21 protein-coding genes are annotated in these 24744 nt (G+C 61.6%); 14 read left to right on the plus strand and 7 right to left on the minus strand.

Going from position 1 to position 24744, the window contains the following annotated elements; all coding sequences use genetic code 11:
• Window positions 1-120 precede the first annotated feature (120 nt).
• Both JKA62_RS03200 and JKA62_RS03205 read right to left on the minus strand, forming a co-directional pair.
• Window positions 121-735 carry an NAD(P)-dependent oxidoreductase gene (locus tag JKA62_RS03200; RefSeq protein ID WP_102687223.1) on the minus strand — a complete coding sequence of 205 codons (615 nt, stop codon included), beginning with the start codon at window positions 733-735 and terminating at the stop codon, window positions 121-123.
• A 46-nt stretch (window positions 736-781) separates the two neighbouring features.
• Window positions 782-1660, minus strand: a complete 879-nt coding sequence (locus JKA62_RS03205) for an MBL fold metallo-hydrolase (RefSeq protein ID WP_201816325.1) — start codon at window positions 1658-1660, stop codon at window positions 782-784.
• Between the two features lie 115 nt (window positions 1661-1775).
• On the opposite strand from JKA62_RS03205, the gene JKA62_RS03210 reads away from it, so the two are divergent.
• Entirely contained in the window at window positions 1776-2681 is a 906-nt protein-coding gene (locus tag JKA62_RS03210) for a LysR family transcriptional regulator (RefSeq protein WP_201816327.1), read from the plus strand.
• An 86-nt stretch (window positions 2682-2767) separates the two neighbouring features.
• Window positions 2768-2944: a hypothetical protein gene (locus JKA62_RS03215; RefSeq protein ID WP_007953274.1), complete on the plus strand. Its 177-nt coding sequence runs from the start codon at window positions 2768-2770 to the stop codon at window positions 2942-2944.
• Window positions 2945-2953: 9 nt separating this feature from the next.
• On the opposite strand, the gene JKA62_RS03220 is transcribed toward JKA62_RS03215, so the two are convergent.
• Window positions 2954-3850 (minus strand): helix-turn-helix domain-containing protein, encoded by an 897-nt coding sequence (locus JKA62_RS03220; protein ID WP_011335702.1) that lies wholly within the window; start codon window positions 3848-3850, stop codon window positions 2954-2956.
• 178 nt (window positions 3851-4028) lie between these two features.
• Here JKA62_RS03220 and pobA point away from each other — a divergent pair, with 178 nt between their 5' ends.
• Window positions 4029-5222, plus strand: coding sequence for a 4-hydroxybenzoate 3-monooxygenase (pobA, locus tag JKA62_RS03225; protein ID WP_201816329.1), 1194 nt, complete (start codon window positions 4029-4031; stop codon window positions 5220-5222).
• 79 nt (window positions 5223-5301) lie between these two features.
• Window positions 5302-6819: an MDR family MFS transporter gene (locus JKA62_RS03230; RefSeq protein WP_011335704.1), complete on the plus strand. Its 1518-nt coding sequence runs from the start codon at window positions 5302-5304 to the stop codon at window positions 6817-6819.
• Between the two features lie 44 nt (window positions 6820-6863).
• On the opposite strand, the gene JKA62_RS03235 is transcribed toward JKA62_RS03230, so the two are convergent.
• The 4 genes from JKA62_RS03235 to JKA62_RS03250 all read right to left on the minus strand — a co-directional run bounded on the left by JKA62_RS03235 (window position 6864) and on the right by JKA62_RS03250 (window position 10770).
• Complete coding sequence (locus tag JKA62_RS03235) at window positions 6864-7712, minus strand: cache domain-containing protein (RefSeq protein ID WP_011335705.1); 849 nt, start codon at window positions 7710-7712, stop codon at window positions 6864-6866.
• 124 nt (window positions 7713-7836) lie between these two features.
• Complete coding sequence (locus tag JKA62_RS03240) at window positions 7837-8712, minus strand: ATPase (RefSeq protein ID WP_201816331.1); 876 nt, start codon at window positions 8710-8712, stop codon at window positions 7837-7839.
• Between the two features lie 117 nt (window positions 8713-8829).
• A complete protein-coding gene (locus JKA62_RS03245) occupies window positions 8830-9822 on the minus strand; it encodes an NAD-dependent epimerase/dehydratase family protein (RefSeq protein WP_201816333.1) in 993 nt (330 codons plus the stop codon).
• Between the two features lie 54 nt (window positions 9823-9876).
• Complete coding sequence (locus tag JKA62_RS03250) at window positions 9877-10770, minus strand: LysR family transcriptional regulator ArgP (RefSeq protein WP_011335708.1); 894 nt, start codon at window positions 10768-10770, stop codon at window positions 9877-9879.
• A 96-nt stretch (window positions 10771-10866) separates the two neighbouring features.
• Between JKA62_RS03250 and JKA62_RS03255 the strand changes: the two genes are divergently transcribed.
• The 10 genes from JKA62_RS03255 to JKA62_RS03300 all read left to right on the plus strand — a co-directional run bounded on the left by JKA62_RS03255 (window position 10867) and on the right by JKA62_RS03300 (window position 24734).
• Entirely contained in the window at window positions 10867-11268 is a 402-nt protein-coding gene (locus JKA62_RS03255; protein WP_011335709.1) for an ACT domain-containing protein, read from the plus strand.
• 5 nt (window positions 11269-11273) lie between these two features.
• On the plus strand, window positions 11274-11876 hold the full coding sequence (locus tag JKA62_RS03260) for a LysE/ArgO family amino acid transporter (RefSeq protein WP_011335710.1): 603 nt from the start codon (window positions 11274-11276) through the stop codon (window positions 11874-11876).
• A 175-nt stretch (window positions 11877-12051) separates the two neighbouring features.
• Complete coding sequence (locus tag JKA62_RS03265; protein ID WP_003227660.1) at window positions 12052-12648, plus strand: superoxide dismutase; 597 nt, start codon at window positions 12052-12054, stop codon at window positions 12646-12648.
• A 354-nt stretch (window positions 12649-13002) separates the two neighbouring features.
• Window positions 13003-15054 carry a putative bifunctional diguanylate cyclase/phosphodiesterase gene (locus JKA62_RS03270; RefSeq protein WP_064383811.1) on the plus strand — a complete coding sequence of 684 codons (2052 nt, stop codon included), beginning with the start codon at window positions 13003-13005 and terminating at the stop codon, window positions 15052-15054.
• 197 nt (window positions 15055-15251) lie between these two features.
• Window positions 15252-16607 (plus strand): imelysin family protein, encoded by a 1356-nt coding sequence (locus JKA62_RS03275; RefSeq protein WP_201816335.1) that lies wholly within the window; start codon window positions 15252-15254, stop codon window positions 16605-16607.
• 155 nt (window positions 16608-16762) lie between these two features.
• Entirely contained in the window at window positions 16763-18190 is a 1428-nt protein-coding gene (locus tag JKA62_RS03280) for a di-heme oxidoreductase family protein (RefSeq protein WP_201816337.1), read from the plus strand.
• A gap of 26 nt (window positions 18191-18216) precedes the next feature.
• The gene (locus JKA62_RS03285) at window positions 18217-19281 is read left to right on the plus strand and encodes an imelysin family protein (protein WP_007953243.1); all 1065 of its coding nucleotides are present in this window, start codon (window positions 18217-18219) and stop codon (window positions 19279-19281) included.
• 14 nt (window positions 19282-19295) lie between these two features.
• Window positions 19296-20396: a DUF1513 domain-containing protein gene (locus JKA62_RS03290; RefSeq protein ID WP_201816339.1), complete on the plus strand. Its 1101-nt coding sequence runs from the start codon at window positions 19296-19298 to the stop codon at window positions 20394-20396.
• Between the two features lie 146 nt (window positions 20397-20542).
• Complete coding sequence (locus tag JKA62_RS03295; protein ID WP_064383816.1) at window positions 20543-21691, plus strand: efflux RND transporter periplasmic adaptor subunit; 1149 nt, start codon at window positions 20543-20545, stop codon at window positions 21689-21691.
• A gap of 13 nt (window positions 21692-21704) precedes the next feature.
• Window positions 21705-24734, plus strand: a complete 3030-nt coding sequence (locus JKA62_RS03300) for a multidrug efflux RND transporter permease subunit (RefSeq protein WP_201816342.1) — start codon at window positions 21705-21707, stop codon at window positions 24732-24734.
• The last annotated feature ends 10 nt before the right edge of the window (window positions 24735-24744 follow it).

Below are 24744 nucleotides of genomic sequence, written 5' to 3' on the forward strand. Positions count from 1 at the left end.
CCCGTTCAAGTCGGCGGAGTTCACAAGCATCCCACGATCAGTCCCCTCTCCCTCCGGGAGAGGGTTAGGGTGAGGGGTAGTTCTCGGATCAGACACAAATCCCGAAAACCACCCAACCCCTCAATAACCGACAGTAAACCGCTGACGCGAATGCTTCGGCGTTTCCACTTCGTCGATCAGCGCAATCGCATAGTCGGCAAAGCTGATCGAGCTCTGCCCTTCAGCACTCACCAGCAAGTCATCCTTGCCCACGCGGAATTTACCGGTGCGCTCGCCTTCGACAAACAGCGCCGACGGCGACAGGAACGTCCAGTCCAGTTCCTTCTCCTGACGCAAGGCCTCAAGAAACGCCGCGCCAGCGCTGGCCTCTGCCTTGTACTCGGCCGGGAAGCCAGCGCTGTCGATCACGCGGGTGCCGTCCGGCAGCAACAGCGAGCCGGCACCGCCGACCACCAGCAGACGTTTCACCCCGGCCTGTTTCACCGGACCGATCAGCGCGCTGGCAGGCACCGTGGCGAAATGCGCAGCGCTGATGACCACATCGTGACCGGCGACGGCGTCTTGCAGCGCGGCTGCATTCAGCACGTCGACATTCTTACTGACCACACCGGCGCGGGCGCCGATCTTCGAGGTATCCCGGGCGATGGCGGTGACGCTGTGGCCACGACGCAGGGCTTCTTCCAGCAGTTGGCTGCCGGCACGGCCGGTGGCACCAATGATTGCGATCTTGCTCATGACATTCTCCAGTTGGCTTGAGAGTGCTGCGTTTTTCAGAATCGGGTTACCACTTCATCTCGCCCTTGGCGACTTTCGCGCTGAGCTCCAGCGAGCTTTCTTCGCCCAGTGTCGGGTAGCGTTTTTTCATCGCGGCGATCAGCGCGGCAGAGTCCTTGGCCTTGGCCGTTTCGGCATCGAATGCCTTGATGTAGTCGGCAGTGAATTTCACCGCTGCCAGCGAACGGGCGCTGTCACCCAGGTAGTGACCCGGCACCACGGTTTTCGGTTTCAGGGTTTCGATCGAGTGCAGGGTTTGCAGCCAGTCGGCGTGGGATTGCGCGGTCTGGGTGTCGGCCATCCACACGTGAATGTTCTCGGCGACAACCACACCACCGACCACGGCTTTCAACGAAGGAATCCACACGAAGCTACGATTCGGTTGCTTGCCGTCCAGGCCGACCACCTGCAGTTTCTGCCCTTCAAGCATGAGGGTGTCGCCTTTGAGCACGCCCGGCACGATGGTTTTGGCCGGCACGTCGGCGCCCATTTTCGGACCCCAGAAAGCCAGTTTGCCGTCGACGGTTTGCTTGATGTGATCAACGGTCGGCTGCGAGGCCAGCACCTTGGCATTCGGGAAGGCCTTGGTCAGGGTGTCGAGACCGAAGTAGTAATCCGGGTCACCGTGGCTGATGTAGATGGTGGTCAGTTGCTTGCCGCTGGCGCGGATCTTTTCCACCACTTGCTCGGCCTGGGACTTGCCGAACTGGGCGTCCACCAGAATCGCGTCTTTCTCGCCGCTGACCAGCACCGAAGTCACCGGGAAGATCGCATGGGTGCCTGGGTTGTAGACATCGAGGGTCAGATTCGCGGCCGCTGCGTGGGCAGCAAAGCCGAGGGTGGCGGTGGCCAGTAAAACGCGCTTGAGGGTGGTGAAGCCGATCATGGGTTGCTCCGCTGTTCGTATGCCGTGCTTGGCGATGGGGACAAAGCTTAGTTGCCAGACTCGTTACAAAAAATGCGATGCTTGGACATAGTTTGTTTCTGAAAGCGGGCAAATCATGGATCGTCTCCAAGCAATGCGGGTATTCGTCACGGTAGTGGATCTGGGCAGCCAGTCGGCGGCGGCCGATCACCTGGACCTGTCACGGCCGGTGGTGTCGCGCTATCTGGCGGAACTGGAAGACTGGGTCGGCGCGCGCCTGATGCACCGCACCACGCGCAAGTTGAGCCTGACCGCCGCCGGCAACGAAATCCTGCCGCGCTGCCGGCAGATGCTGGAACTGTCCGGCGACATGCAGGCCGCTGTCAGCGAACCTGCCGATGCCCCGCGAGGATTGCTGCGAATCAGCGTCAGCACCTCGTTCGGTCAGGCGCAACTGGCCGATGCCATGGCGGCGTTTGTCAAAGCCTATCCGGGGGTGAACATCGACCTGCAAATGCTCGATCGCACCGTGAACCTGGTGGACGAGCGCATCGACCTGGCGATCCGCACCAGCAACGACCTCGACCCCAACCTGATCGCCCGGCGCCTGACGGTGTGCCGCTCGGTAGTCTGCGCCGCACCTGCCTATCTGCAGGAGCATCCGCAGCCGCAGCGGGTTGAAGATCTGAGCCGGCACAACTGCCTGACCCATTCCTATTTCGGCAAAAGCCTGTGGCATTTCGAGGAGGATGGCGAACCGGTCTCGGTGCCGGTGCAGGGCAACATCAGCGCCAACGAGGCCAGCACCCTGCTGCGCGCGACCCTGGCCGGCGCCGGCGTGGCGATGCTGCCGACCTATCTGGCCGGGGCACATATTCACAGCGGCGAACTGGTGCGCCTGCTGCCCCACGCCGAGCCCCGGCAGATGAGCATCTATGCCGTGTATGCCTCGCGCAAGCACATGCCGGCGGCGTTGCGCTGCATGCTGGACTTTCTGGTGCAGCGTTTTCCCGAAAACCCGCAGTGGGATATCGGACTGTAAAGCCGTTCACAGAGCCGCTGGCAACTCCACGGCGCTGACCTATGCTGAAAGTAGTACCCAAGGGTATTCGTTCAGAGGTCAACGCCATGAACACCAGAACAAGAAGATACCTCGCGATTTTCATCACCTGCGCGGCCACGCTGGCGCTGTACGGCACCGCGGCGTGGCGCGTGGAGCAGTTGCGGCAACTGCCCCGTGAGTACGCGAGCTGCAACTTCGAGCGCTGCATCCCTCACAACGCCACCCTCAACGCCCTGCGGTAACACAGGACGTCAGGCGTCGTCGTTCTGCTCGGCCTTCAAGCGGTCGCGGAACGCCTTTGGCGAGATCCCCACCCGACGCCGGAACAGGCGCGTGAAGTTGGTCGGATCGGAAAACCCCAACACCTCGGACATCTCGTAAATCGTCATGCTGGTGTAAGTCAGCAGACGCTTGGCTTCCAGCAATTGACGCTCGTGCATGATCTGCAACGCCGGCTGCCCCGCCAGTTCACGGCAGGTGCCGTTGAGGTGCGAGACGGAAATCCCCAGGCGATGGGCCAGGTCTTCGACCTTGACGTGCTGGCGGTAGGTCTCTTCCACCAGCTGAATGAATCCGTTGAGGTATTCGCGCTGGCGTTGCGGCCGTTGCGTGGCGTTGTGACGGCGGATCGCCTGACGGCTGACCCAGACCATGATCACGCTGACCAGCGAATGCATGAGCATTTCCCGCGCCGGTTGATGGCCGTTGTACTCGGCCTGCAACGCGGCAAACAGACTGTTGAGGTACTCCGCGTCCTTGCCCGCCGGATAACTCTCGGCCTGGGCCAGGGCCTGCACCGCGCTGCCCAGTTGCGCCTGCAAATGGTTGATCAATGGTGTAGCGAGGGTGACGACGAATCCTTCGACGTCCTCGGAAAAACGGAATCCATGCACCGATAACGGCGGCAGGATCTGGATCGCGGCTTCGTTCAGTTGCGTGCGTTGGCCTTCGATTTCAAGCTCTGCCTGACCTTTGAATACGAAGAGCAACTGGCACAAATCGGCGTGGCGGTGGGGTTTGATTTCCCAATGGTGTTCGCGGCTGCGTTTGGAAATGGTTTCACAGTGCAGCAAGTCAGGGGTCGGCCAGTCCAGGCTTTCACCGTAGAGCTTGAACACCGGAATCGAAGGCAGGTCAGGCTTGTTCATCACTTCAATCCAGGCCTCGAGGTTTGCGGGCGATAATCGCACCGATTGGCAGAATGTACAGGTATCGGCTCAGTTTTCACCTTCAATTGACAGACCCGCAAGGGAAAAATGCAAGCACTCGAATCCTGAAAATCATTCACCGGCGTTTGTCGCGTGAAGCTTGCGAGTCATAAAAACAATGAAAACGCTCAAAACCCAAGTCGCCATCATCGGCGCCGGTCCGTCCGGATTATTGCTCGGCCAACTGCTGCACAACGCCGGCATCGACACCCTGATTCTGGAGCGTCAGACACCTGACTATGTGCTCGGCCGAATCCGCGCCGGCGTGCTTGAACAGGGCATGGTAGAGCTGTTGCGCGAAGCTGGCGTGGGTCAGCGGATGGACGCCGAAGGTTTGGTGCACGGTGGATTCGAACTGGCCCTCGACGGGCGCCGGATCCACATTGATCTGGAAGCTCTGACCGATGGAAAAACCGTGGTGGTCTACGGCCAGACCGAGGTCACCCGCGACCTGATGGCCGCTCGTCGGGAGACCGGTGGGCAGACAATTTACGAAGCCCGCCATGTCGTTCCCTGTGACGTGAAAAGCGACGAAGCTTATGTGACCTTCGAAAAGGACGGCGAAACCTGGCGCGTCGATTGCGACTACATCGCCGGTTGCGACGGTTTCCACGGCGTGGCCCGGCAGTCGATTCCCGAGGACTGCCTGAAAGTCTTCGAACGGGTTTATCCGTTTGGCTGGCTGGGGATTCTCGCCGACACGCCACCGATCCACGATGAACTGGTCTACGCCCGCCACGAGCGCGGCTTCGCCCTGTGCAGCATGCGCTCGGCGACGCGCACCCGTTATTACCTGCAAGTGCCCGCCGAGGAAAACGTCGACGACTGGTCGGATCAGCGTTTCTGGGATGAGCTGCGCAATCGTCTGCCGGAGGATCTGGCGCAGAAACTGGTGACCGGTCCGTCGATTGAAAAAAGCATCGCGCCGCTGCGCAGTTTTGTGGTCGAGCCGATGCAGTACGGGCGGATGTTTCTGGTGGGCGACGCGGCGCATATCGTTCCGCCGACCGGGGCCAAGGGTTTGAACTTGGCAGCCAGCGACGTCAGCACGTTATTCAGGATTCTGCTGAAGGTCTACCGCGAAGGTCGCACTGAGTTGCTGGAGAAATACTCGCAGATCTGCCTGCGCCGGGTGTGGAAAGCCGAGCGGTTTTCATGGTGGATGACTTCGATGCTGCACCGCTTCGACGAGCACGATGATTTCAGTCAGCGGATCTGTGCTTCGGAACTGGACTACTTTGTCAGCTCGGAGGCCGGCCAAAAAACCATTGCAGAAAATTACGTCGGGCTTCCTTATGAGGCTATCGAATAGCTTCCTACCGACTTACACTGGCGAGCATCCCCGCTCGCCTGGCGATCTGCGGGACCCTCACTGCCCGCAGGTTTTGCCCGTGACCAATCTCAACCATCCCGAAACGCCCAAACCGGCCATTCGCAGCGTGCTGGTCGCGCTGATGATGGCGATCTTTCTCGGCGCGCTGGACCAGACCATCGTCGCCGTTTCCATGCCGGCCATCTCCGCCCAGTTCAAGGACGTCAGCCTGTTGGCATGGGTGATTTCCGGCTACATGGTGGCGATGACCGTGGCGGTGCCGATCTACGGCAAGCTCGGCGATCTGTACGGGCGGCGCAAACTGATGCTGTTCGGCATGGGCATGTTCACCCTAGCGTCGCTGTTCTGCGGCATGGCCCAGAGCATGGAGCAACTGGTGCTGGCGCGGATTTTCCAGGGCATCGGCGCTGGCGGGATGATTTCGGTGAGTCAGGCGATCATCGGCGACATCGTGCCACCTCGCGAACGCGGGCGTTATCAGGGCTATTTCTCCAGCATGTACGCGGTGGCCAGTGTGGCCGGCCCGGTGCTCGGCGGTTACATGACCGAGTACCTGTCGTGGCGCTGGGTGTTTCTGATCAACCTGCCGCTGGGCCTTGGCGCTTACTGGGTGGCGCGACGCAATCTGATCGGCCTGCCGATTCCGCAGCGCAAACCAGTCATCGATTATCTCGGCACGCTGTTGATGATCATCGGCCTGACGGCACTGTTGCTGGCGATCACTCAGGTCGGCCAGGGCCATGCGTGGCGCAGCAGTGAAGTGCTCGGTCTGTTCGCTTGCGCGATGGCAGTGTTGGCGGTGTTCGTCTGGCATGAACGACGCGCGCGGGAGCCGTTGCTGCCGATGCACTTGTTCACCAATCGCAGTGCGCTGCTGTGCTGGTGCACGATTTTCTTTTGCAGCTTCCAGGCGATTTCCCTGATCGTGCTGATGCCGCTGCGCTTTCAGAGCGTAACCGGTGCCGGCGCCGACAGCGCTGCGTTGCACCTGCTGCCGCTGGCGATGGGTTTGCCGATCGGCGCGTATTTCGCCGGACGTCGCACCTCGATCACCGGGCGCTACAAACCGCAGATTCTGACCGGCGCGCTGCTGATGCCGGTCTCGATCCTCGGCATGGCCTTCAGCCCGCCCGATGCGACGCTGCTCAGCAGCCTGTTCATGTTGCTCAGCGGGATCGCCGGCGGCATGCAGTTCCCGACCTCGCTGGTCGGCACCCAAAACTCGGTCGAGCAAAAGGACATTGGCGTCGCCACCAGCACCACCAACCTGTTCCGCTCCCTGGGCGGCGCGGTGGGCGTAGCGTTGATGTCGGCGCTGTTGCTGGCGTTGTTGCAGGACTCCAGTTTCGCGCACCTGGCCGGCAGCTCGCTGATGAGCGAAGGGCATTCCGGCAACGTGTTGCTCGATGGCCTGAACGCGGCACCCGGCGATGCGCAGAATGCCTTGCGTGCCGAATTGCTGGTGACGTTCCGGCATTTGCTGATGGTCAGCGCGGCGGTTTCGCTGCTTGGGCTGGCGGCGGCGATCGCGATGCCGAACCGGTTGCTGCGGGGCCGTGAGCACGGCGCCCGCTGATTGATGCCGATGGCTCCCACGCGCTGCGTGGGAGCGCTCACGAATCAGGCACTGTAGTAACCGACCGCCACCAGCATGTTCCCGACCTTCTTCAGGTAGGCATGCTTGTCCTCGACCTTGCCGGTCACCGGGTTTTTCCAGCGGTACTCGTACTCGCCCTCATCCTGTTTGCCAATCAGCGCCAGAATCGGTTCGCCCACCGGTTTGCCTTCCGGGTCATCGACCTTGGCGAAATCGGTGTTGATCAACCGCAGATTGGTGCCGTGGGCGACGTAGCGCTTGTTGTCGAGATTGACCACGAACACATACAGGTCATCCTGCAAGTATCCGCCCTTGAGCGAGTTGATCGCGGACAGCGTGCCCTTCTCGTCTTTGGCCAGGTCGGTGGCCGCTTTGTCGAGCAACGCTTTCGCCTGTTCCGCCGACGCACGCGGCAAGTAATAACCTACCGCCAGAATCCGCTGACCGATGCGTTGATAGTAAACGTGCTTGCGCTCGACCTTGCCGTCGGACCAGTTCTGCCAGCGGTATTCGGCCTGCTGGATGCCGTTGCCTTCCGGCACTTTCAAGGCGTCCTTGAAGGACTTCTGCAAGTCCGGCCCGAGCACTTCGCTGACGTCGCGCCCGATCAATGCCGACGACGGCCCGCCGCTGGCGAGCATCACGCCCTTGGTGTCGACCACGAACACGTAACGGTCCTTGTCGACGAATTCGCCCTGGCGGCTGAACGCCGCGAACGCCTTGTCGCCGTTGTCGTGGTAATAGGCCAGAGCCTTTTCCAGCAAGGCGATGGCGGCCTTGCTGTCGTCTTTTTCCGTAATGGCCGCGTTGGCCTGACCGAAACTCAACAGCAGCACCGCGCCGAGCCAGGCCAGCTTGTGCACAAACCCCATGACGCATCCCTCGTTCTTGTTGGTGTTTCAAGAGCGTAGACGGCCTGAAGGCATGTATGGATATTCAGATGGCTTCTGAATGTTGCTGTGGCGAGGGTGTTGATTCCCTCGCCACACGAGAGGCTTACGGACGGGCGTTGAGTTGCTGCTGCAGGTTCTGGATCTGCGCTTGCAGGGTGTTGATGTTGCGGGTCATCTGCCCACGAAACGCGTCGAATTCGGCGGTGTTGGTGCCACCCTGGGCAGCGGCCGGACGGTTGTCCTGTTCGCTCTTGAGTACAACGATTTCCTGTTCCAGACGATCAATCGCGGCGCTCGGGTTGCCTTGTTTCTTCAGGGCCGTGATGTCCGCGCCGAGACTCTTGAACTGCGCATCGAACCCCTTCACCTGTGCATCGAAGCTCTTGAGCTGGGCGTCGACCTTGCTGGTGTCGGCCGGCGTGCTTTTCAGCGTTGCCAGCTCGGCGCTCAGGGCTTTGACCTGGGCTTGCAACTGAGTGTTGGCGCTCTGCTGTTCGCTGGCCTGGGCGGTCATCTGCGCCAGACGCTTGTCCAGATCCGTCGCCTGCCCGGCCACGCCCTGCTGCTGTTTGCTCTGATCCTGAAGGGCGCTTTGCAGCTGTTTGATCTGCAGCTTCAGGGCTTCGCTGTCGGTGGTGACATTGGTCTGGCTGGCCACGACCTTGCCGGAAATGTCCTGCAAACGCCCCGCCGCTTCCTCACTGATGCGCGCGAAACTTTCCTGGGTCGCCACCAGTTGCTGCTCCATCAGTGAAATCTGCTGGAAGCTCCACCAGGCCAGACCAATGAATGCGAAGAACAATGCACCGACCAATGCCCACAACGGCCCGGTGCTGGCGGCCTTGACCTTGACCGCCGGCGGCGTGCGCGAATGCACGGTGGTCCGGGCGGTGGCTGGAAAATCGTCGTCATCGAGAGTATCGGCGCGCAGGCTCGGTACATCGTCGAAATCGTCGTGGGCATCGTTACGCATGGACATTGAGGCAACCTTTGTGAAACGCAGTGATGGCAGATTGGGGGCGAAGTATAAACCTCTCAGCCGCAAGGATTGACCCTCAAGCGGCAGGGCGGTTCATTGCCGGCCGGCCGATTCGTTTCAACGAATGTCCTGGGCTTTCCACCAACTGCAGAACTCATCGAGAGCCGTCCACAGACTGACTTTCGGATCGTAGTCCAGATAATGCCGGGCGCGACTGATGTCGAGGGTGAAATTTTTGTTCATCACCTGCATGCCCAGGCGCGACAGGGTCGGCTCGGGACGCCCGGGCCAGAGCTTGCACACACCTTCGTTGAGCGCCGCCACGCTGTAGGCCAGACCGTAGGAACGGTACTTGGTGACCTGTGGGACTTCCATCTTGCGCATCACGTAATTGACCACATCCCACAGCGGCACCGGAGCTCCGTTGCTGATGTTGTAGGCTTTGCCCAACGCGGAGGCATCGGCCAGCAGGCTGCTGAGCAATGCTTCGTTGAGGTTGTGCACGCTGGTGAAATCGACCTTGTTCAGACCGTTGCCGATGATCGCCAGACGGCCCTTGCGCTGCATCTTCAGCAGGCGCGGAAAGATGCTCATGTCGCCGGCGCCGGTGACGAAGCGCGGGCGCAGAGCGAGGGTTTCGAGGCCGAATTCCTGGGCGCCGAAGACCTTTTGCTCGGCCAGGTATTTGGTCGCGGCGTAGTGATGTTTGAAGCGCTTGGGCACTTGCTCTTCGGTCAGGCCGAGGTGGTCGCGACCGTCAAAGTAGATCGAGGGCGACGACAGATGCACCAGCCGCCGAACCCGTTGTTTCAGGCAGGCCTCGACCACGTTTTCGGTGACTTGCACGTTGCCCTGATGGAAGTCCTGATAACGGCCCCACAAGCCGACCGCGCCGGCGCAATGCACCACGGCTTCGACATCGCTGCATAGCGCACGCACCAGATCCGGATCGCTCAGATCGCCTTGAACGAACTCGGCACCGCGACGTACCAGATGCTCGACACCCTCGGCCCGGCGACCGTTGACCCGCACCTCCAGGCCCTGCTCCAGGGCGAAACGCGCAAAGCGTCCGCCAATGAAGCCGCTTGCGCCGGTGACCAGAATTTTCATGTAGAGCTCCGCTGTCTTTCGTTTTGCCTGATTCGTGAGTCTTGACGCTGGCCGTCAGTCCAACGGCACCAGCCATTGCGCCGACGAGCGCACCAATTGCTCGGTCAACAGCCCGAGCAACTGACCGCCATTGCGCCAATGATGCCAGTACAAGGGCACATCGATCGGTTTATCTGGCAACAGTTCGCGCAGTACGCCGCGCTCCAGTTGCTCGCGCACCTGTAATTCCGGCACCAGTCCCCAGCCGAGCCCGGCTTCGGTCAGGCGAATAAAACCTTCGGACGACGGGCACAGGTGATGTTCGAAACCGCCATCGACGCCGAGGGACGCGAGGTATCGATGCTGGAGAAAATCGTCTGGGCCGAAGACCAATGCGGGGGTGCGCGGCAATTGTTCGGCCCGCACGCCGTCGGGAAAATGCCGCTTGATGAACGCCGGGCTGGCCAACGCCCGATAGCGCATCGCTCCGAGCAGCACACTGCGCGCGCCTGCTACCGGACGCTCGCTGGCACACAGGCAACCGGCCACTTCACCGGCGCGCATGCGTTTGAGGCCGACGGTCTGGTCTTCGACGATCAGATCGAGCAATAGATGTTGTTCGGCGCAGAAGTCGCCCACCGCCTCGGCCCACCAGGTGGCGAGGCTGTCGGCATTCAGGGCGATGCGCAGGCGTTCCGGCAGCCCCTCTTCGTCCAGTGCCGGCACCAGCGTCTGCAAATCCCGTTCGAGCAGGCGCACCTGCTGCACATGGTTGAGCAGACGCCGGCCAATCTCGGTGGGCGACGGTGGCGTGCCGCGCACCAAAACCGGCTGGCCGACCCGTGCTTCCAGCAGTTTGATCCGCTGGGATATCGCCGATTGCGAAAGGCCCAGCACCTGCGCCGCCCGTTCGAAGCCGGCCTGCTCGACCACGGCGGCCAGAGCGGAAAGCAATTTGTAGTCGAACATCAGTTTTCCTAATGAGCGATCAGCACTATTGGTTTTTCTTATACAGCGTCAACCGGGAGAATAGCCAGCAAGCACTCTTTATCAAGGACCCCCCCCATGGCTGGCGAAACCTCGTTGACCACCCTGCTGCGCAGCATGAGCCCGCAGCTCAATGCCGGCGAATACGTGTTCTGCACCTTGTCCGACGGCGAGTTGCCGAGCGGCCTGGAAGTCGTCGGCAGTTTCCGTGAACAGGAAGGCCTGACGGTGATCCTGGAACGTTCCCACGCCGAACGCGCCGGTTTCAGCTTCGACTATGTCGCAGCGTGGATCACCTTGAACGTGCATTCGGCGCTGGAAGCCGTTGGTCTGACCGCCGCATTCGCCACCGCACTGGGCAAGGCCGGGATCAGCTGCAATGTGATTGCCGGCTACTACCACGATCATTTGTTCGTCGGTCAGGCGGACGCCGAACGCGCCATGCAAGTGCTGCGCGACCTCGCAGCCAACGCGGAGTAACCGTCATGTGGCAAAGCTATACCAACGGTTTGCTGGTGGCGTTCGGGCTGATCATGGCGATCGGCACCCAGAATGCCTTTGTCCTGGCGCAGAGCCTGCGGCGTGAACATCACCTGCCGGTCGCTGCATTGTGCGTCGCCTGCGATGCGCTGCTGGTGGCGGCAGGTGTGTTCGGTCTGGCCACGGTGCTGGCGCAGAACCCGACCTTGCTGGCGGTTGCCCGCTGGGGCGGCGCGGTGTTCCTGATCTGGTACGGCAGCCAGGCGCTGCGCCGGGCCTGTTCGAAACAGAGCCTGCAACAGGGTGAAAACCAGACCGTACGTTCGCTGCGGGCGGTGATGCTCAGCGCTCTGGCGGTGACCCTGCTCAACCCGCACGTCTATCTCGACACCGTTTTGCTGATCGGCTCCCTCGGTGCGCAACAGTCGGTGCCCGGCGCTTATGTGGTCGGCGCGGCGAGTGCTTCACTGCTGTGGTTCTTCACTCTGGCGTTCGGCGCGGCATGGCTCGCGCCGTGGCTGGCACGGCCGAGTACCTGGCGGATTCTGGATCTGTTGGTGGCGGTGATGATGTTCACGGTAGCGGGTCAGCTCATTCTGGCTTCGTGATTATTCCAAACAGCTCTGGAACCTCTATCCCACACAGTTGTTGCGTGGTTAAGCCGCACCCCCGGTGCTATGATCCGAACCCTGCGCCGCAAAGAGTAAAAACTCGCCGGTGCATTTCTGGCCGCCCGTGATCGGCCTTGCGCTCACCGCAACAGACCTGATTAGGAGAATCATCATGGCTTTCGAATTGCCGCCGCTGCCTTACGCACACGATGCCCTGCAGCCGCACATTTCCAAGGAAACCCTGGAATTCCACCACGACAAGCACCACAACACCTATGTCGTGAACCTGAACAACCTGGTGCCAGGCACCGAGTTCGAAGGCAAGACCCTGGAAGAAATCGTCAAGACTTCCTCGGGCGGCATCTTCAACAACGCCGCTCAGGTCTGGAACCACACCTTCTACTGGAACTGCCTGGCGCCAAACGCTGGCGGTCAACCAACCGGCGCACTGGCTGAAGCCATCAACGCGGCTTTCGGTTCGTTCGACAAGTTCAAGGAAGAATTCAGCAAAACCTCGATCGGCACCTTCGGTTCCGGCTGGGGCTGGCTGGTGAAAAAGGCTGACGGCTCCCTGGCTCTGGCCAGCACCATCGGCGCCGGCAACCCGCTGACCAGCGGCGACACCCCGCTGCTGACCTGCGACGTGTGGGAACACGCTTACTACATCGACTACCGTAACCTGCGTCCAAAATACGTCGAGGCGTTCTGGAACCTGGTCAACTGGAAGTTCGTGGCCGAGCAGTTCGAAGGCAAGACCTTCACCGCTTAAGCTGCACGCCAGACAAAAACCCGGCCATTGCCGGGTTTTTTTCTGCCCGCAGAAATCATCTCGGGTGCGTCCCATCACAAACAGGCCTTTTCCCACACGCAAAGCAGCCCTTCTCGCCTTGCTCCCAAGCCACGGCGAACTACCATCAAAAGAGGAAAAATTGTCCGACACCCCTCAAGTTGGAGGCCAAAACTACCGACACAGTACAACCAGGGCAAATACTCCAGACAGCAGCATTTCGGCCAAGGCCACGGACAAATTTTCCGCGGCTCGATTGTCCCTTTGACTGCCAACACGGGATTGCCAATACTCATGGCAACTTGACGCTACCCGCACGGAACAAGGAATAACCCTTTGAAGCTGGAACTCAAGAACAGCTTGTCGGTGAAGTTGCTCCGGGTCGTGCTCCTGTCGGCATTGATCGTCGGTGTGGTCTTGAGCTGCGCGCAGATCGTTTTCGATGCCTATAAAACACGCCAGGCCGTCGCCGGCGATGCCGAACGCATCCTCGACATGTTCCGTGATCCCTCCACCCAGGCGGTCTATAGCCTGGACCGGGAGATGGGCATGCAGGTGATCGAAGGTCTGTTCCAGGACGACGCTGTGCGTCAGGCGTCCATCGGTCATCCCAACGAAGCGATGCTCGCGCAAAAATCCCGTGAGCTGCAGCAATCCAACAGCCGCTGGCTGACCGACCTGATCCTCGGCCAGGAACGCACGTTTACCACCCAACTGGTGGGACGTGGGCCGTATAGCGAATATTACGGCGATCTGAGCATCACCCTCGACACGGCCACCTACGGTCAGGGTTTCATCGTCAGCTCGGTGATCATCTTCATTTCCGGTGTATTGCGCGCCCTGGCCATGGGCCTGGTGCTGTATCTGGTCTATCACTGGCTGCTGACCAAACCGCTGTCGCGGATCATCGAACACCTCACCGAGATCAACCCGGACCGCCCCAGCGAACACAAGATTCCGCAGCTCAAGGGCCACGAGAAAAACGAACTGGGGATCTGGATCAACACCGCCAATCAGTTGCTCGAATCCATCGAACGCAATACCCACCTGCGCCACGAAGCGGAAAACAGCCTGCTGCGCATGGCCCAGTACGATTTCCTCACCGGCCTGCCGAACCGCCAGCAATTACAGCAGCAACTGGACAAGATCCTGGTGGATGCCGGAAAGCTGCAACGCAGGGTCGCCGTGCTTTGCGTAGGTCTGGACGATTTCAAAGGCATCAACGAACAATTCAGCTACCAGACCGGCGATCAGTTATTGCTCGCCCTGGCTGACCGGCTACGCGCCCACAGCGGTCGCCTCGGCGCCCTCGCCCGTCTCGGCGGCGACCAGTTCGCGCTGGTGCAGGCCGATATCGAGCAACCCTACGAAGCGGCGGAACTGGCGCAAAGTATCCTTGATGACCTGGAAGCGCCGTTCGCCCTTGATCATCAAGAAATTCGCCTGCGCGCGACCATCGGCATCACCCTGTTCCCGGAGGACGGCGACAGCACCGAGAAGCTGTTGCAGAAAGCCGAGCAGACCATGACCCTGGCCAAGACCCGATCGCGCAACCGCTATCAGTTCTATATCGCCAGCGTCGACAGCGAGATGCGCCGCCGTCGCGAGCTGGAAAAAGACCTGCGCGACGCTTTGCTGCGCGATCAGTTCTACCTCGTCTATCAGCCGCAGATCAGCTACCGCGATCATCGCGTGGTCGGGGTCGAGGCCCTGATCCGCTGGCAGCATCCGGAACACGGTCTGGTGCCGCCGGACCTGTTCATCCCGCTGGCGGAACAGAACGGCACCATCATCGCCATCGGCGAATGGGTGCTGGATCAGGCCTGCAAGCAACTGCGCGACTGGCACGATCAGGGCTTCGTCGATTTGCGCATGGCGGTCAACCTGTCCACCGTGCAACTGCACCACGCCGAGCTGCCCCGCGTGGTCAACAACCTGTTGCAGATGTACCGCCTGCCACCGCGCAGCCTGGAGCTGGAAGTCACCGAAACCGGCCTGATGGAAGACATCAGCACCGCCGCCCAGCACCTGCTGAGCCTGCGCCGCTCCGGCGCCCTGATCGCCATCGACGACTTCGGCACCGGCTATTCGTCGCTGAGTTATCTCAAGAGTCTGCCGCTGGACAAGATCAAGATCGACAAGAGCTTCGTCCAGGACCTGCTGGATGACGACGATGACGCGACCATCGTTCGCGCCATCATTCAACTGGGCAAGAGCCTGGGCATGCAGGTGATCGCCGAGGGCGTGGAAACCGCCGAACAGGAAACCTACATCATCTCCGAAGGCTGCCACGAAGGTCAGGGCTACCACTACAGCAAACCGCTGCCGGCACGCGAGTTGAGCATTTACCTCAAGCAGGCCCAGCGCAGCAACGCGGCCATTCTCTGAAATCTCCCCTGCGAAGCCCGGCAAACCCCTTGATCCGCCGGGCGTGCTCTACGCTGTTGATCCAGCGCAACCCCCGCGCAAATAGGAAATATTTCCAGCTACAACCCTTTACACATAATGCGAAAGATTTGCATTATGTCGCAGCTTTTGCGCACCCCCGCGCCTGTCCACTCAATTACCGAAGCAGGATGTTCGCCATGATTCGTATGCCTCTGGCTACCGCCAGTCTGCTGGCCATCGCTATTTCCCTCGCCGGTTGCGGCGAAGGTAAAGACAAAGAAAAGGCCGCCGCTCCTGCGCCGACTCCGGCTGCGAGCACCGCTGCACCGGCTGCGCCTGCTGCTGCTGCTGCTGCCGGTAAAGTCGACGAGGCCGCCGGCAAAGCCGTTGTCTCGCACTACGCCGACATGGTCTTCGCCGTTTACAGCGATGCCGAATCCACCGCGAAAACCCTGCAAACCGCCATCGACGCGTTCCTCGCCAAGCCGGACGCCGACACCCTGAAAGCCGCCAAGGCTGCCTGGGTCGCCGCCCGCGTTCCTTACCTGCAGAGCGAAGTGTTCCGCTTCGGCAACACCATCATCGACGACTGGGAAGGTCAAGTGAACGCCTGGCCTCTGGACGAAGGCCTAATCGACTACGTCGACAAGTCCTACGAGCACGCACTGGGCAACCCGGGCGCCACCGCCAACATCATCGCCAACACCGAAGTACAGGTCGGCGAAGACAAGGTCGACGTCAAAGACATCACCCCGGAAAAACTCGCCAGCCTGAACGAGCTGGGCGGTTCCGAAGCCAACGTTGCCACCGGCTACCACGCCATCGAATTCCTGCTCTGGGGCCAGGACCTGAACGGCACCGGCCCTGGCGCCGGCAACCGTCCGGCCTCGGACTACCTGGAAGGCAAAGGCGCCACTGGCGGTCACAACGATCGTCGTCGTGCCTACCTGAAATCCGTGACCCAGCTGCTGGTCAGCGACCTGGAAGAAATGGTCGGTAACTGGAAGCCGAACGTGGCCGACAACTACCGCGCCACCCTGGAAGCCGAACCGGCTGAAAGCGGCCTGCGCAAAATGCTGTTCGGCATGGGCAGCCTGTCCCTGGGCGAGCTGGCCGGCGAGCGCATGAAGGTGTCCCTGGAAGCAAACTCCCCGGAAGACGAACAGGATTGCTTCAGCGACAACACCCACAACTCGCACTTCTACGATGCCAAGGGCATTCGTAACGTTTACCTGGGCGAGTACACCCGCGTCGACGGCACCAAAATGACCGGCGCGAGCCTGTCGTCGCTGGTGGCCAAGGTTGATCCGGCTGCCGACACCGCGCTGAAAGCCGATCTGGCCGCCACCGAAGCCAAGATCCAGGTCATGGTCGATCACGCCAACAAGGGTGAGCACTACGACCAGTTGATCGCGGCCGGCAACACCGCCGGCAACCAGATCGTCCGCGACGCCATCGCTTCGCTGGTCAAGCAGACCGGTTCGATCGAAGCCGCTGCCGGCAAACTGGGCATCAGCGACCTGAACCCGGACAACGCCGATCACGAGTTCTGATCACAGCGTCCGCGTTAATAAAGGCGACCTTCGGGTCGCCTTTTTCGTTCTGGCTGACCTGACGTGCATCAAGCAAACGATAATTCCTCTTATTCAAACCCCCTCGCCCTGTTAGACTTTGCGCCTTTAAATTCGCCCCTCTTGCAGGAAGTCTGATGCCCTCGCTGCCTCTTCGCTTGTCCGCACTGTTTCTGGCCCTGGGCCTGAGTGCCTGCGATGACGCCCCGCGTTTCACCAAGGCCGAGCCGGGTGAGGCCCGTTCCGGCGGCGCGGCGACCGTGCGCAAGAGCGATCAGAACGCGTTTTCCCTGCCGTCGGCCAACCTGCCGCCTTCGCGGCGGGTGGACTTCAGTGTCGGCAACAGTTTCTTTCGCAGCCCGTGGGTGATCGCGCCGTCGACCACCACCGCCCGCGATGGCCTCGGCCCGCTGTTCAACACCAACGCCTGCCAGAACTGCCATATCAAGGACGGCCGCGGCCATCCGCCGACGCCGGATGCGGCCAACGCGGTTTCAATGCTGGTGCGTCTGTCGATTCCCGATGCGCCGGCCTATGCCAAAGTTATCGAACAGGTGGGCGTGGTGCCCGAGCCGGTTTACGGCGGCCAGTTCCAGGACATGGCCGTCCCCGGTGTCGCGCCGGAAGGCAAGGTGCGGGTCGATTACACGCCGGTGCCGGTGCGCTTCAAGGACGGCACCGAGGTTGAGCTGCGTAAACCGGTCTTGCAGATCACCCAGCTCGGCTACGGCCCGATGCACCCGGACACACGTTTCTCGGCCCGCGTTGCGCCGCCGATGATCGGCCTGGGCCTGCTTGAAGCGATCCCGGAAGAAGCGATCCTCGCCAACGCCGCCGCGCAGGCCAAAGAAAACAACGGCATCAACGGCCGGCCAAACCGGGTCTGGGACGATGAGCAGCAAAAGACCGTCATGGGCCGATTTGGCTGGAAAGCCGGCCAACCGAACCTCAATCAACAAAATGTTCACGCGTTTTCTGGTGATATGGGCCTCACCACCAGCCTGAGACCGTTTGATGACTGCACCGACGCGCAAACCGCCTGCAAACAGGCGCCGAACGGCAATGGCCCGGTCGGCGAACCGGAAGTCAGCGACAACATCCTGCGCCTGGTGCTGTTCTACAGCCGCAACCTCGCCGTTCCCGCCCGCCGTGGCGTCAATGATGCGCAGGTGCTGGCCGGCAAGAATCTGTTTTTCCAGGCGGGTTGCCAGTCCTGCCACACACCGAAATACACCACCGCCGCCAACGCGGCCGAACCTGAACTGGCCAATCAAGTGATTCGCCCGTACAGCGATCTGCTGCTGCACGACATGGGCGAAGGTCTGGCGGACAACCGCACTGAATTCCAGGCTTCCGGCCGCGACTGGCGCACCCCGCCGCTGTGGGGCATCGGCCTGACGCAGACGGTCAGCGGCCACACTCAGTTTCTGCATGACGGCCGCGCCCGCAATCTGCTCGAAGCCGTGCTCTGGCACGGCGGCGAAGCGAAAGCGGCGCAGCAACAGGTTTTGTCTTTCAACGCCGAGCAGCGTGCCGCGCTGCTGGCGTTCTTGAACTCACTTTAAACACTTAAAAGAATCGGGAGCCCGACATGTTCCGTCCCAAGCTGTTGTTCACCAGTCTTGCCGCACTGGCCCTCGGCGCGTGCTCGCCGCAGGATCCGCAAGCCGTCACCTCGGCGGCCATCGCCAAATCGGTGATCCTGCCGACCTACACCCGCTGGGTCGAAGCCGACAAGCAACTGGCCGTGAGCGCCCTCGCCTACTGCCAGGGCAAAGAGTCGCTGGACACCGCCCGTGCCGACTTCCTGCACGCGCAGAAAGCCTGGGCCGAGTTGCAACCGCTGTTGATCGGCCCGCTGGCCGAGGGCAACCGTTCGTGGCAGGTGCAGTTCTGGCCGGACAAGAAAAACCTGGTCGGCCGTCAGGTCGAGCAACTGGTCACCGCGCAGCCGCAGATCGATGCCGCCGCACTGGCCAAGTCCAGCGTCGTGGTGCAAGGCCTGTCCGCTTACGAGTACATCCTGTTTGACGCCAAGCCTGACGTGGCCAACGACGCACAGAAAGCCAAGTACTGCCCACTGCTGGTGGCCATCGGCGAGCGTCAGAAACAACTGGCCGAAGAGATCCTCAGCAGCTGGAACAACACCGACGGCATGCTCGCGCAGATGAGCAAGTTCCCGAACCAGCGCTACGCCGACTCCCACGAAGCGATCGCCGATCTGCTGCGGGTACAGGTCACCGCCCTCGACACCCTGAAGAAAAAACTCGGCACGCCGATGGGCCGCCAGAGCAAGGGCGTACCTCAGCCGTTCCAGGCTGACGCATGGCGCAGCCAGTCGTCCATGGAGTCGCTGGAAGCCAGCCTCGCAGCGGCCAAAACCGTCTGGGAAGGCGTCGACAACAAAGGCCTGCGCGGCTTGTTGCCGGCTGAGCAAAAGCCGTTGGCGGACAAGATCGATGCTGCCTACGCGGCGTCGCTCAAACTGTTCGGCAGCACTCAGCGCTCGCTGACCGAAATGCTCAACGATGACGCCGGTCGCCAGCAGCTCAACGACATCTACGACAGCCTCAACGTCGTCCACCGCCTGCACGAAGGCGAGCTGGCCAAGGCGCTGGGCATCCAACTGGGCTTCAACGCCAACGACGGTGACTGATGAGGGCACGTGCCATGCTGCGACGCCAGGCTCTGACTTTAGGTAGTTTGCTGCTGGGAGCAGTGACACTGGGCGGCTGGACGCTGCTCAAACGCAAGGACCAAAGCCCGCTGCTGCTGTCGGCGCGGGACGACACCGACGGCAAGCACTACGCCGTCGGCTATCGGCTGGACGGCACCCAGGTGTTCGCCACCGAAGTCGGCCAGCGCTGCCACGACATCATCAATCACCCGACGCTGCCGATCGCGCTGTTCGTCGCCCGCCGGCCGGGCACCGAGAGCTACCTGATCGACCTGCGCAGCGGTGCATTGCTGCAAACCGTGACGTCGCAGCCGAACCGGCATTTCTACGGCCACGCGGTGATCCACCACAGCGGCGACTACCTGTACGCCACCGAAAACGACACCACCGATCCGGGCCGTGGACTGCTCGGGGTGTACAAGTTCGAAGGCGAACGGCTGGTGCACAGCGGCGAGATTTCCACCCACGGTCTCGGCCCGCATCAGGTGTCGTGGATGCCCGATGGTGAAACCCTGGTGGTGGCCAACGGCGGGATCCGCACCGAGGCCGAAAGCCGGGTCGACATGAACCTCGACGCCATGGAACCAAGCCTGGTGTTGATGCAGCGCGATGGCACCCTGCTGAGCAAGGAAACCCTCGCCCAGCAGATGAACAGCGTGCGCCACCTGGGGATCGCCAGCGACGGCACCATCGTTGCCGGCCAGCAATTCATGGGGCCTTCCCACGAGCGCTCGGAGCTGCTGGCGATCAAGCGACCGGGCCAGCCATTCGTGGCGTTCCCGGTGCCGGAGCATCAGTTGCAGTCGATGGGGCATTACACCGCCAGCGTCGCCGTGCACAGCGACCTGCGTCTGGTGGCACTGACCGCACCGCGCGGCAACCGCTTCTTCATCTGGGACCTGGACAGCGGCGAAGTGCGCCTCGACGCCCCATTGCCCGACTGCGCCGGCGTCGGTGCGGTGAAGGACGGGTTTGTCGTGACCTCCGGTCAGGGACGTTGCCGCTACTACGATTGCCGTCAGGACGATCTGCTGGCCAAACCGCTGGATTTGCCCGCAGGGCTCTGGGACAACCATCTTCATCTGATGGCTTGAAATTCGCCGCCGACCGTTCGGTCGGCGGCCCCGCTTTTCTCCACCTTCTTCCCTTACACCCGGTAAAACTGGCAGTTGGAATCCCTGCCGGACTCGCGGTAATGTGCCCGCCTGTCTCGCCTGATTTTCTCCAAGGAACTGGAAATATGCTGCGTCGCCGCATGCTGATCATGTTGGGTGTTGTACTGCTGATCGTTCTGCTTCTCGCCGGTTACAAGGCCTTCTCGATCTATACGATGATCCAGGGCTTTTCAAAACCGAAGCCGCCGATCAGCGTCGCCGTGGCCACCGCCGTCGAGCGCCCGTGGCAGATGCGTCTGCCCACCGTCGGCACGCTGAAAGCGCTGCAAGGCGTCGACCTGAGTCTGGAGAACGCCGGCACCGTCACCGAGCTGAAGTTTGAATCGGGGCAGAAGGTCAAGGCCGGCCAACCCTTGCTGCAACTGGACAGCGCCGTCGAAGCCGCCTTCCTCGAAACCGCCAAGGCCGATCTCGGCCTCGCGCAGCTGGATTACGGTCGCGGCAGCCAGCTCGTCGGCAGCAGCGCCATCTCCAAAGGCGAATTCGACCGGCTCTCGGCGCAGCTGCAAAAGAACAAGGCCACGGTCAATCAACTCAATGCGGCGCTGGCCAAAAAACGCATCGTCGCGCCCTTCAGCGGCACCATCGGCATCCGCCTTGTCGACATCGGCGACTACCTCGCCAGCGGTACCAAGATCGCCACCCTGCAGGATCTGAGCAGCCTCTACGCCGACTTCTACGTGCCCGAACAGTCGGTGCCGAAACTGGCCATCGGGCAACCGGTACAGATTACGGTCGCGGCGTATCCCGGCCAGAACTTCACCGGTGCCATCAGCGCGATCAACCCGATCGTCGAAAGCACCACCCGCAACATTCTGGTGCGCGCCACCCTGGCCAACCCCGACGGCAAGTTGCTGCCGGGCATGTTCACCAGCGTCGAAGTGCTGCTGCCGGATCCGCAGAAACACATCGTGGTCCCGGAAAGCGCGATCACCTACACCCTCTACGGCAACTCAACGTACGTGGTCACCCAGAAGAAAGCCGAAGACGGTACCGTCGAGAAAGACGACAAGGGCCAACCGGTGCTGATCGCCGAGCGTCGGTTCGTCGAGACCGGCGAACGCCGCGATGGCCAGGTGATGATCAACAAGGGCGTGCAGAGCGGCGAACAGGTGGTGACGGCCGGCCAGATCAAACTGGACAACGGCGCCCACATTGCCATCAGCGACGACAAGACCCTCGGCGAGCAGAACAGTCCGCCCCGCGCCGACTGATCAAGGAAACCCCATGGCTTTTACCGATCCGTTCATCCGCCGCCCGGTGCTAGCCACCGTGGTCAGCCTGCTGATTGTGCTGCTGGGCTTTCAGGCCTGGAGCAAGCTGCCGCTGCGCCAGTACCCGCAAATGGAAAACGCCCTGATCACGGTGACCACCGCGTACCCCGGGGCCAACGCCGAAACCATCCAGGGCTATATCACCCAGCCGATGCAACAGAGCCTGGCCAGCGCCGAGGGCATCGACTACATGACCTCGGTCAGTCGCCAGAACTTCTCGGTGATTTCGATCTACGCGCGCATCGGCTCCAACAGCGACCGCCTGTTCACCGAACTGCTGGCCAAGGCCAACGAGGTAAAGAACAAACTGCCTCAGGATGCCGAAGACCCGGTACTGAGCAAAGAAGCCGCCGATGCCTCGGCGCTGATGTACATCAGCTTCTTCAGCAAGGAGCTGAACAATCCGCAGATCACCGACTACCTGTCGCGGGTGATACAGCCGAAACTGGCGACCCTGCCGGGTATGGCCGAGGCAGAGATTCTCGGCAACCAGGTGTTCGCCATGCGCCTGTGGATCGACCCGGTGAAACTCGCCGGCTTCGGCCTCAGTGCCAGTGACGTGACCAACGCGGTGCGCCAGTACAACTTCCTCTCCGCCGCCGGCGAGGTGAAAGGCGAGTACGTGGTCACCAGCATCAACGCCAACACCGAACTGAAGTCCGCCGAAGCCTTCGGCAAGATCCCGCTCAAGGTCAGCGGTGACAGCCGGGTACTGCTCAGCGATGTGGCGCGGGTCGAGATGGGCGCGGAAAACTACAACTCGATCAGTTCGTTCGGCGGCACGCCTTCGGTGTACATCGGGATCAAGGCCACGCCCGGCGCCAACCCGCTGGACGTGATCAAGGAAGTGCGCAAGATCATGCCGGAGCTGGAAGCCCAGCTGCCGCCCAACCTCAAGAGCGAAATCGCCTACGACGCCACGCTGTTTATTCAGGCCTCCATCGACGAGGTAGTGAAAACCCTGTTCGAGGCGGTGCTGATCGTGATCGTGGTGGTGTTCCTGTTCCTCGGCGCCCTGCGTTCGGTAGTGATTCCGGTGGTGACCATTCCGCTGTCGATGATCGGCGTGATGTTCTTCATGCAGATGATGGGCTACTCGATCAACCTGCTGACCCTGCTGGCGATGGTGCTGGCCATCGGGCTGGTGGTCGACGACGCGATTGTGGTGGTGGAAAACATCCACCGGCACATCGAGGAAGGCAAGACACCACTGGAAGCCGCGCTCGAAGGCGCCCGGGAAATCGCCATGCCGGTGGTGTCGATGACCATCACCCTCGCGGCGGTGTACGCACCGATCGGTTTCCTGACCGGGCTGACCGGGGCGCTGTTCAAGGAATTTGCGTTGACCCTGGCCGGGGCGGTGGTGATCTCCGGCGTCGTCGCCCTGACCCTGTCGCCGATGATGTGCGCCATGCTGCTGCGCCATGACGAAAATCCCACGGGTCTGGCCCACCGCCTCGACCGGATTTTCGACAGCCTCAAGCGGCGCTATCAGCGCATGCTGCACGGCACGCTCAACACCCGGCCGGTGGTGCTGGTGTTTGCGGTGATCGTGCTGTGCCTGATTCCGGTGCTGCTCAAGTTCACCAAGTCGGAACTGGCACCGGACGAGGATCAGGGCATCATCTTCATGATGGCCAACGCGCCGCAGCCAACCAACCTCGACTACCTGAACACCTACACCGACGAGTTCATCAAGATCTTCAAGGAGTTCCCGGAGTACTATTCATCGTTCCAGATCAACGGCTATAACGGCGTGCAGAGCGGCATCGGCGGCTTCCTGCTCAAGCCGTGGAACGAGCGCAGCCGCACGCAAATGGAAATTCTCCCCGAGGTGCAGGGCAAACTCGAGGGCATTCCGGGCCTGCAGATCTTCGGTTTCAACCTGCCATCCCTGCCCGGCACCGGTGAAGGTCTGCCGTTCGAATTCGTGATCAACACCGCCAACGACTACGAGCTGTTGCTGCAAGTGGCCGACCGGATCAAGAAGCGCGCCATGGAGTCAGGCAAGTTCGCCTTCGTCGACCTTGACCTGGCCTTCGACAAACCCGAAGTGGTGGTTGACATCGACCGCGCCAAGGCAGCGCAGATGGGCGTGTCGATGCAGGATCTGGGCGGCACCCTCGCGACCTTGCTCGGCGAAGCCGAGATCAACCGGTTCACCATCGAAGGCCGCAGTTACAAGGTCATCGCCCAGGTCGAACGGGCCTACCGCGACAACCCGGACTGGCTGAACAATTACTACGTGAAAAACACCCAGGGCGAACTGCTGCCGCTGTCGACCCTGATCACCGTGACCGACCGCGCGCGACCGCGACAACTCAACCAGTTCCAGCAACTCAACGCGGCGAAGCTGTCCGGGTTCCCGCTGGTGAGCATGGGGGAAGCCATCGACAGTGTGCTGCAGATCGCCCGGGAGGAAGCCCCGGCCGGTTTTGCCTTCGATTACGGCGGCGCCTCCCGGCAGTTCGTCCAGGAAGGCAGTGCGCTGTGGGTGACTTTCGCGTTAGCACTGGCGATCATTTTCCTGGTGCTGGCGGCGCAGTTCGAAAGCTTCCGCGATCCATTGGTGATTCTGGTGACCGTGCCGCTGTCGATCTGCGGGGCGCTGATTCCGCTGTTCCTCGGCTGGTCGAGCATGAACATCTACACTCAGGTCGGGCTGGTGACACTGATCGGGCTGATCAGCAAACACGGGATCCTGATCGTCGAGTTCGCCAACCAGTTGCGCAAGGAGAAGGGCCTCACGCCTCGGGAGGCGGTGGAGGAAGCGGCGGCGATTCGTCTGCGCCCGGTGTTGATGACCACGGCGGCGATGGTGTTCGGCATGGTGCCGTTGATCGTGGCTACCGGCGCCGGTGCGGTCAGCCGCTTCGACATCGGGACGGTGATTGCCACGGGGATGTCGATCGGGACACTGTTTACGCTGTTTGTCCTGCCGTGCGTTTATACCGTGCTGGCGAAACCCGATCCCAAGGCATGACGCAGTAACA

This window comes from Pseudomonas sp. B7 (genome assembly GCF_016735645.1).
In the GTDB taxonomy this organism is placed as follows: domain Bacteria; phylum Pseudomonadota; class Gammaproteobacteria; order Pseudomonadales; family Pseudomonadaceae; genus Aquipseudomonas; species Aquipseudomonas glycinae.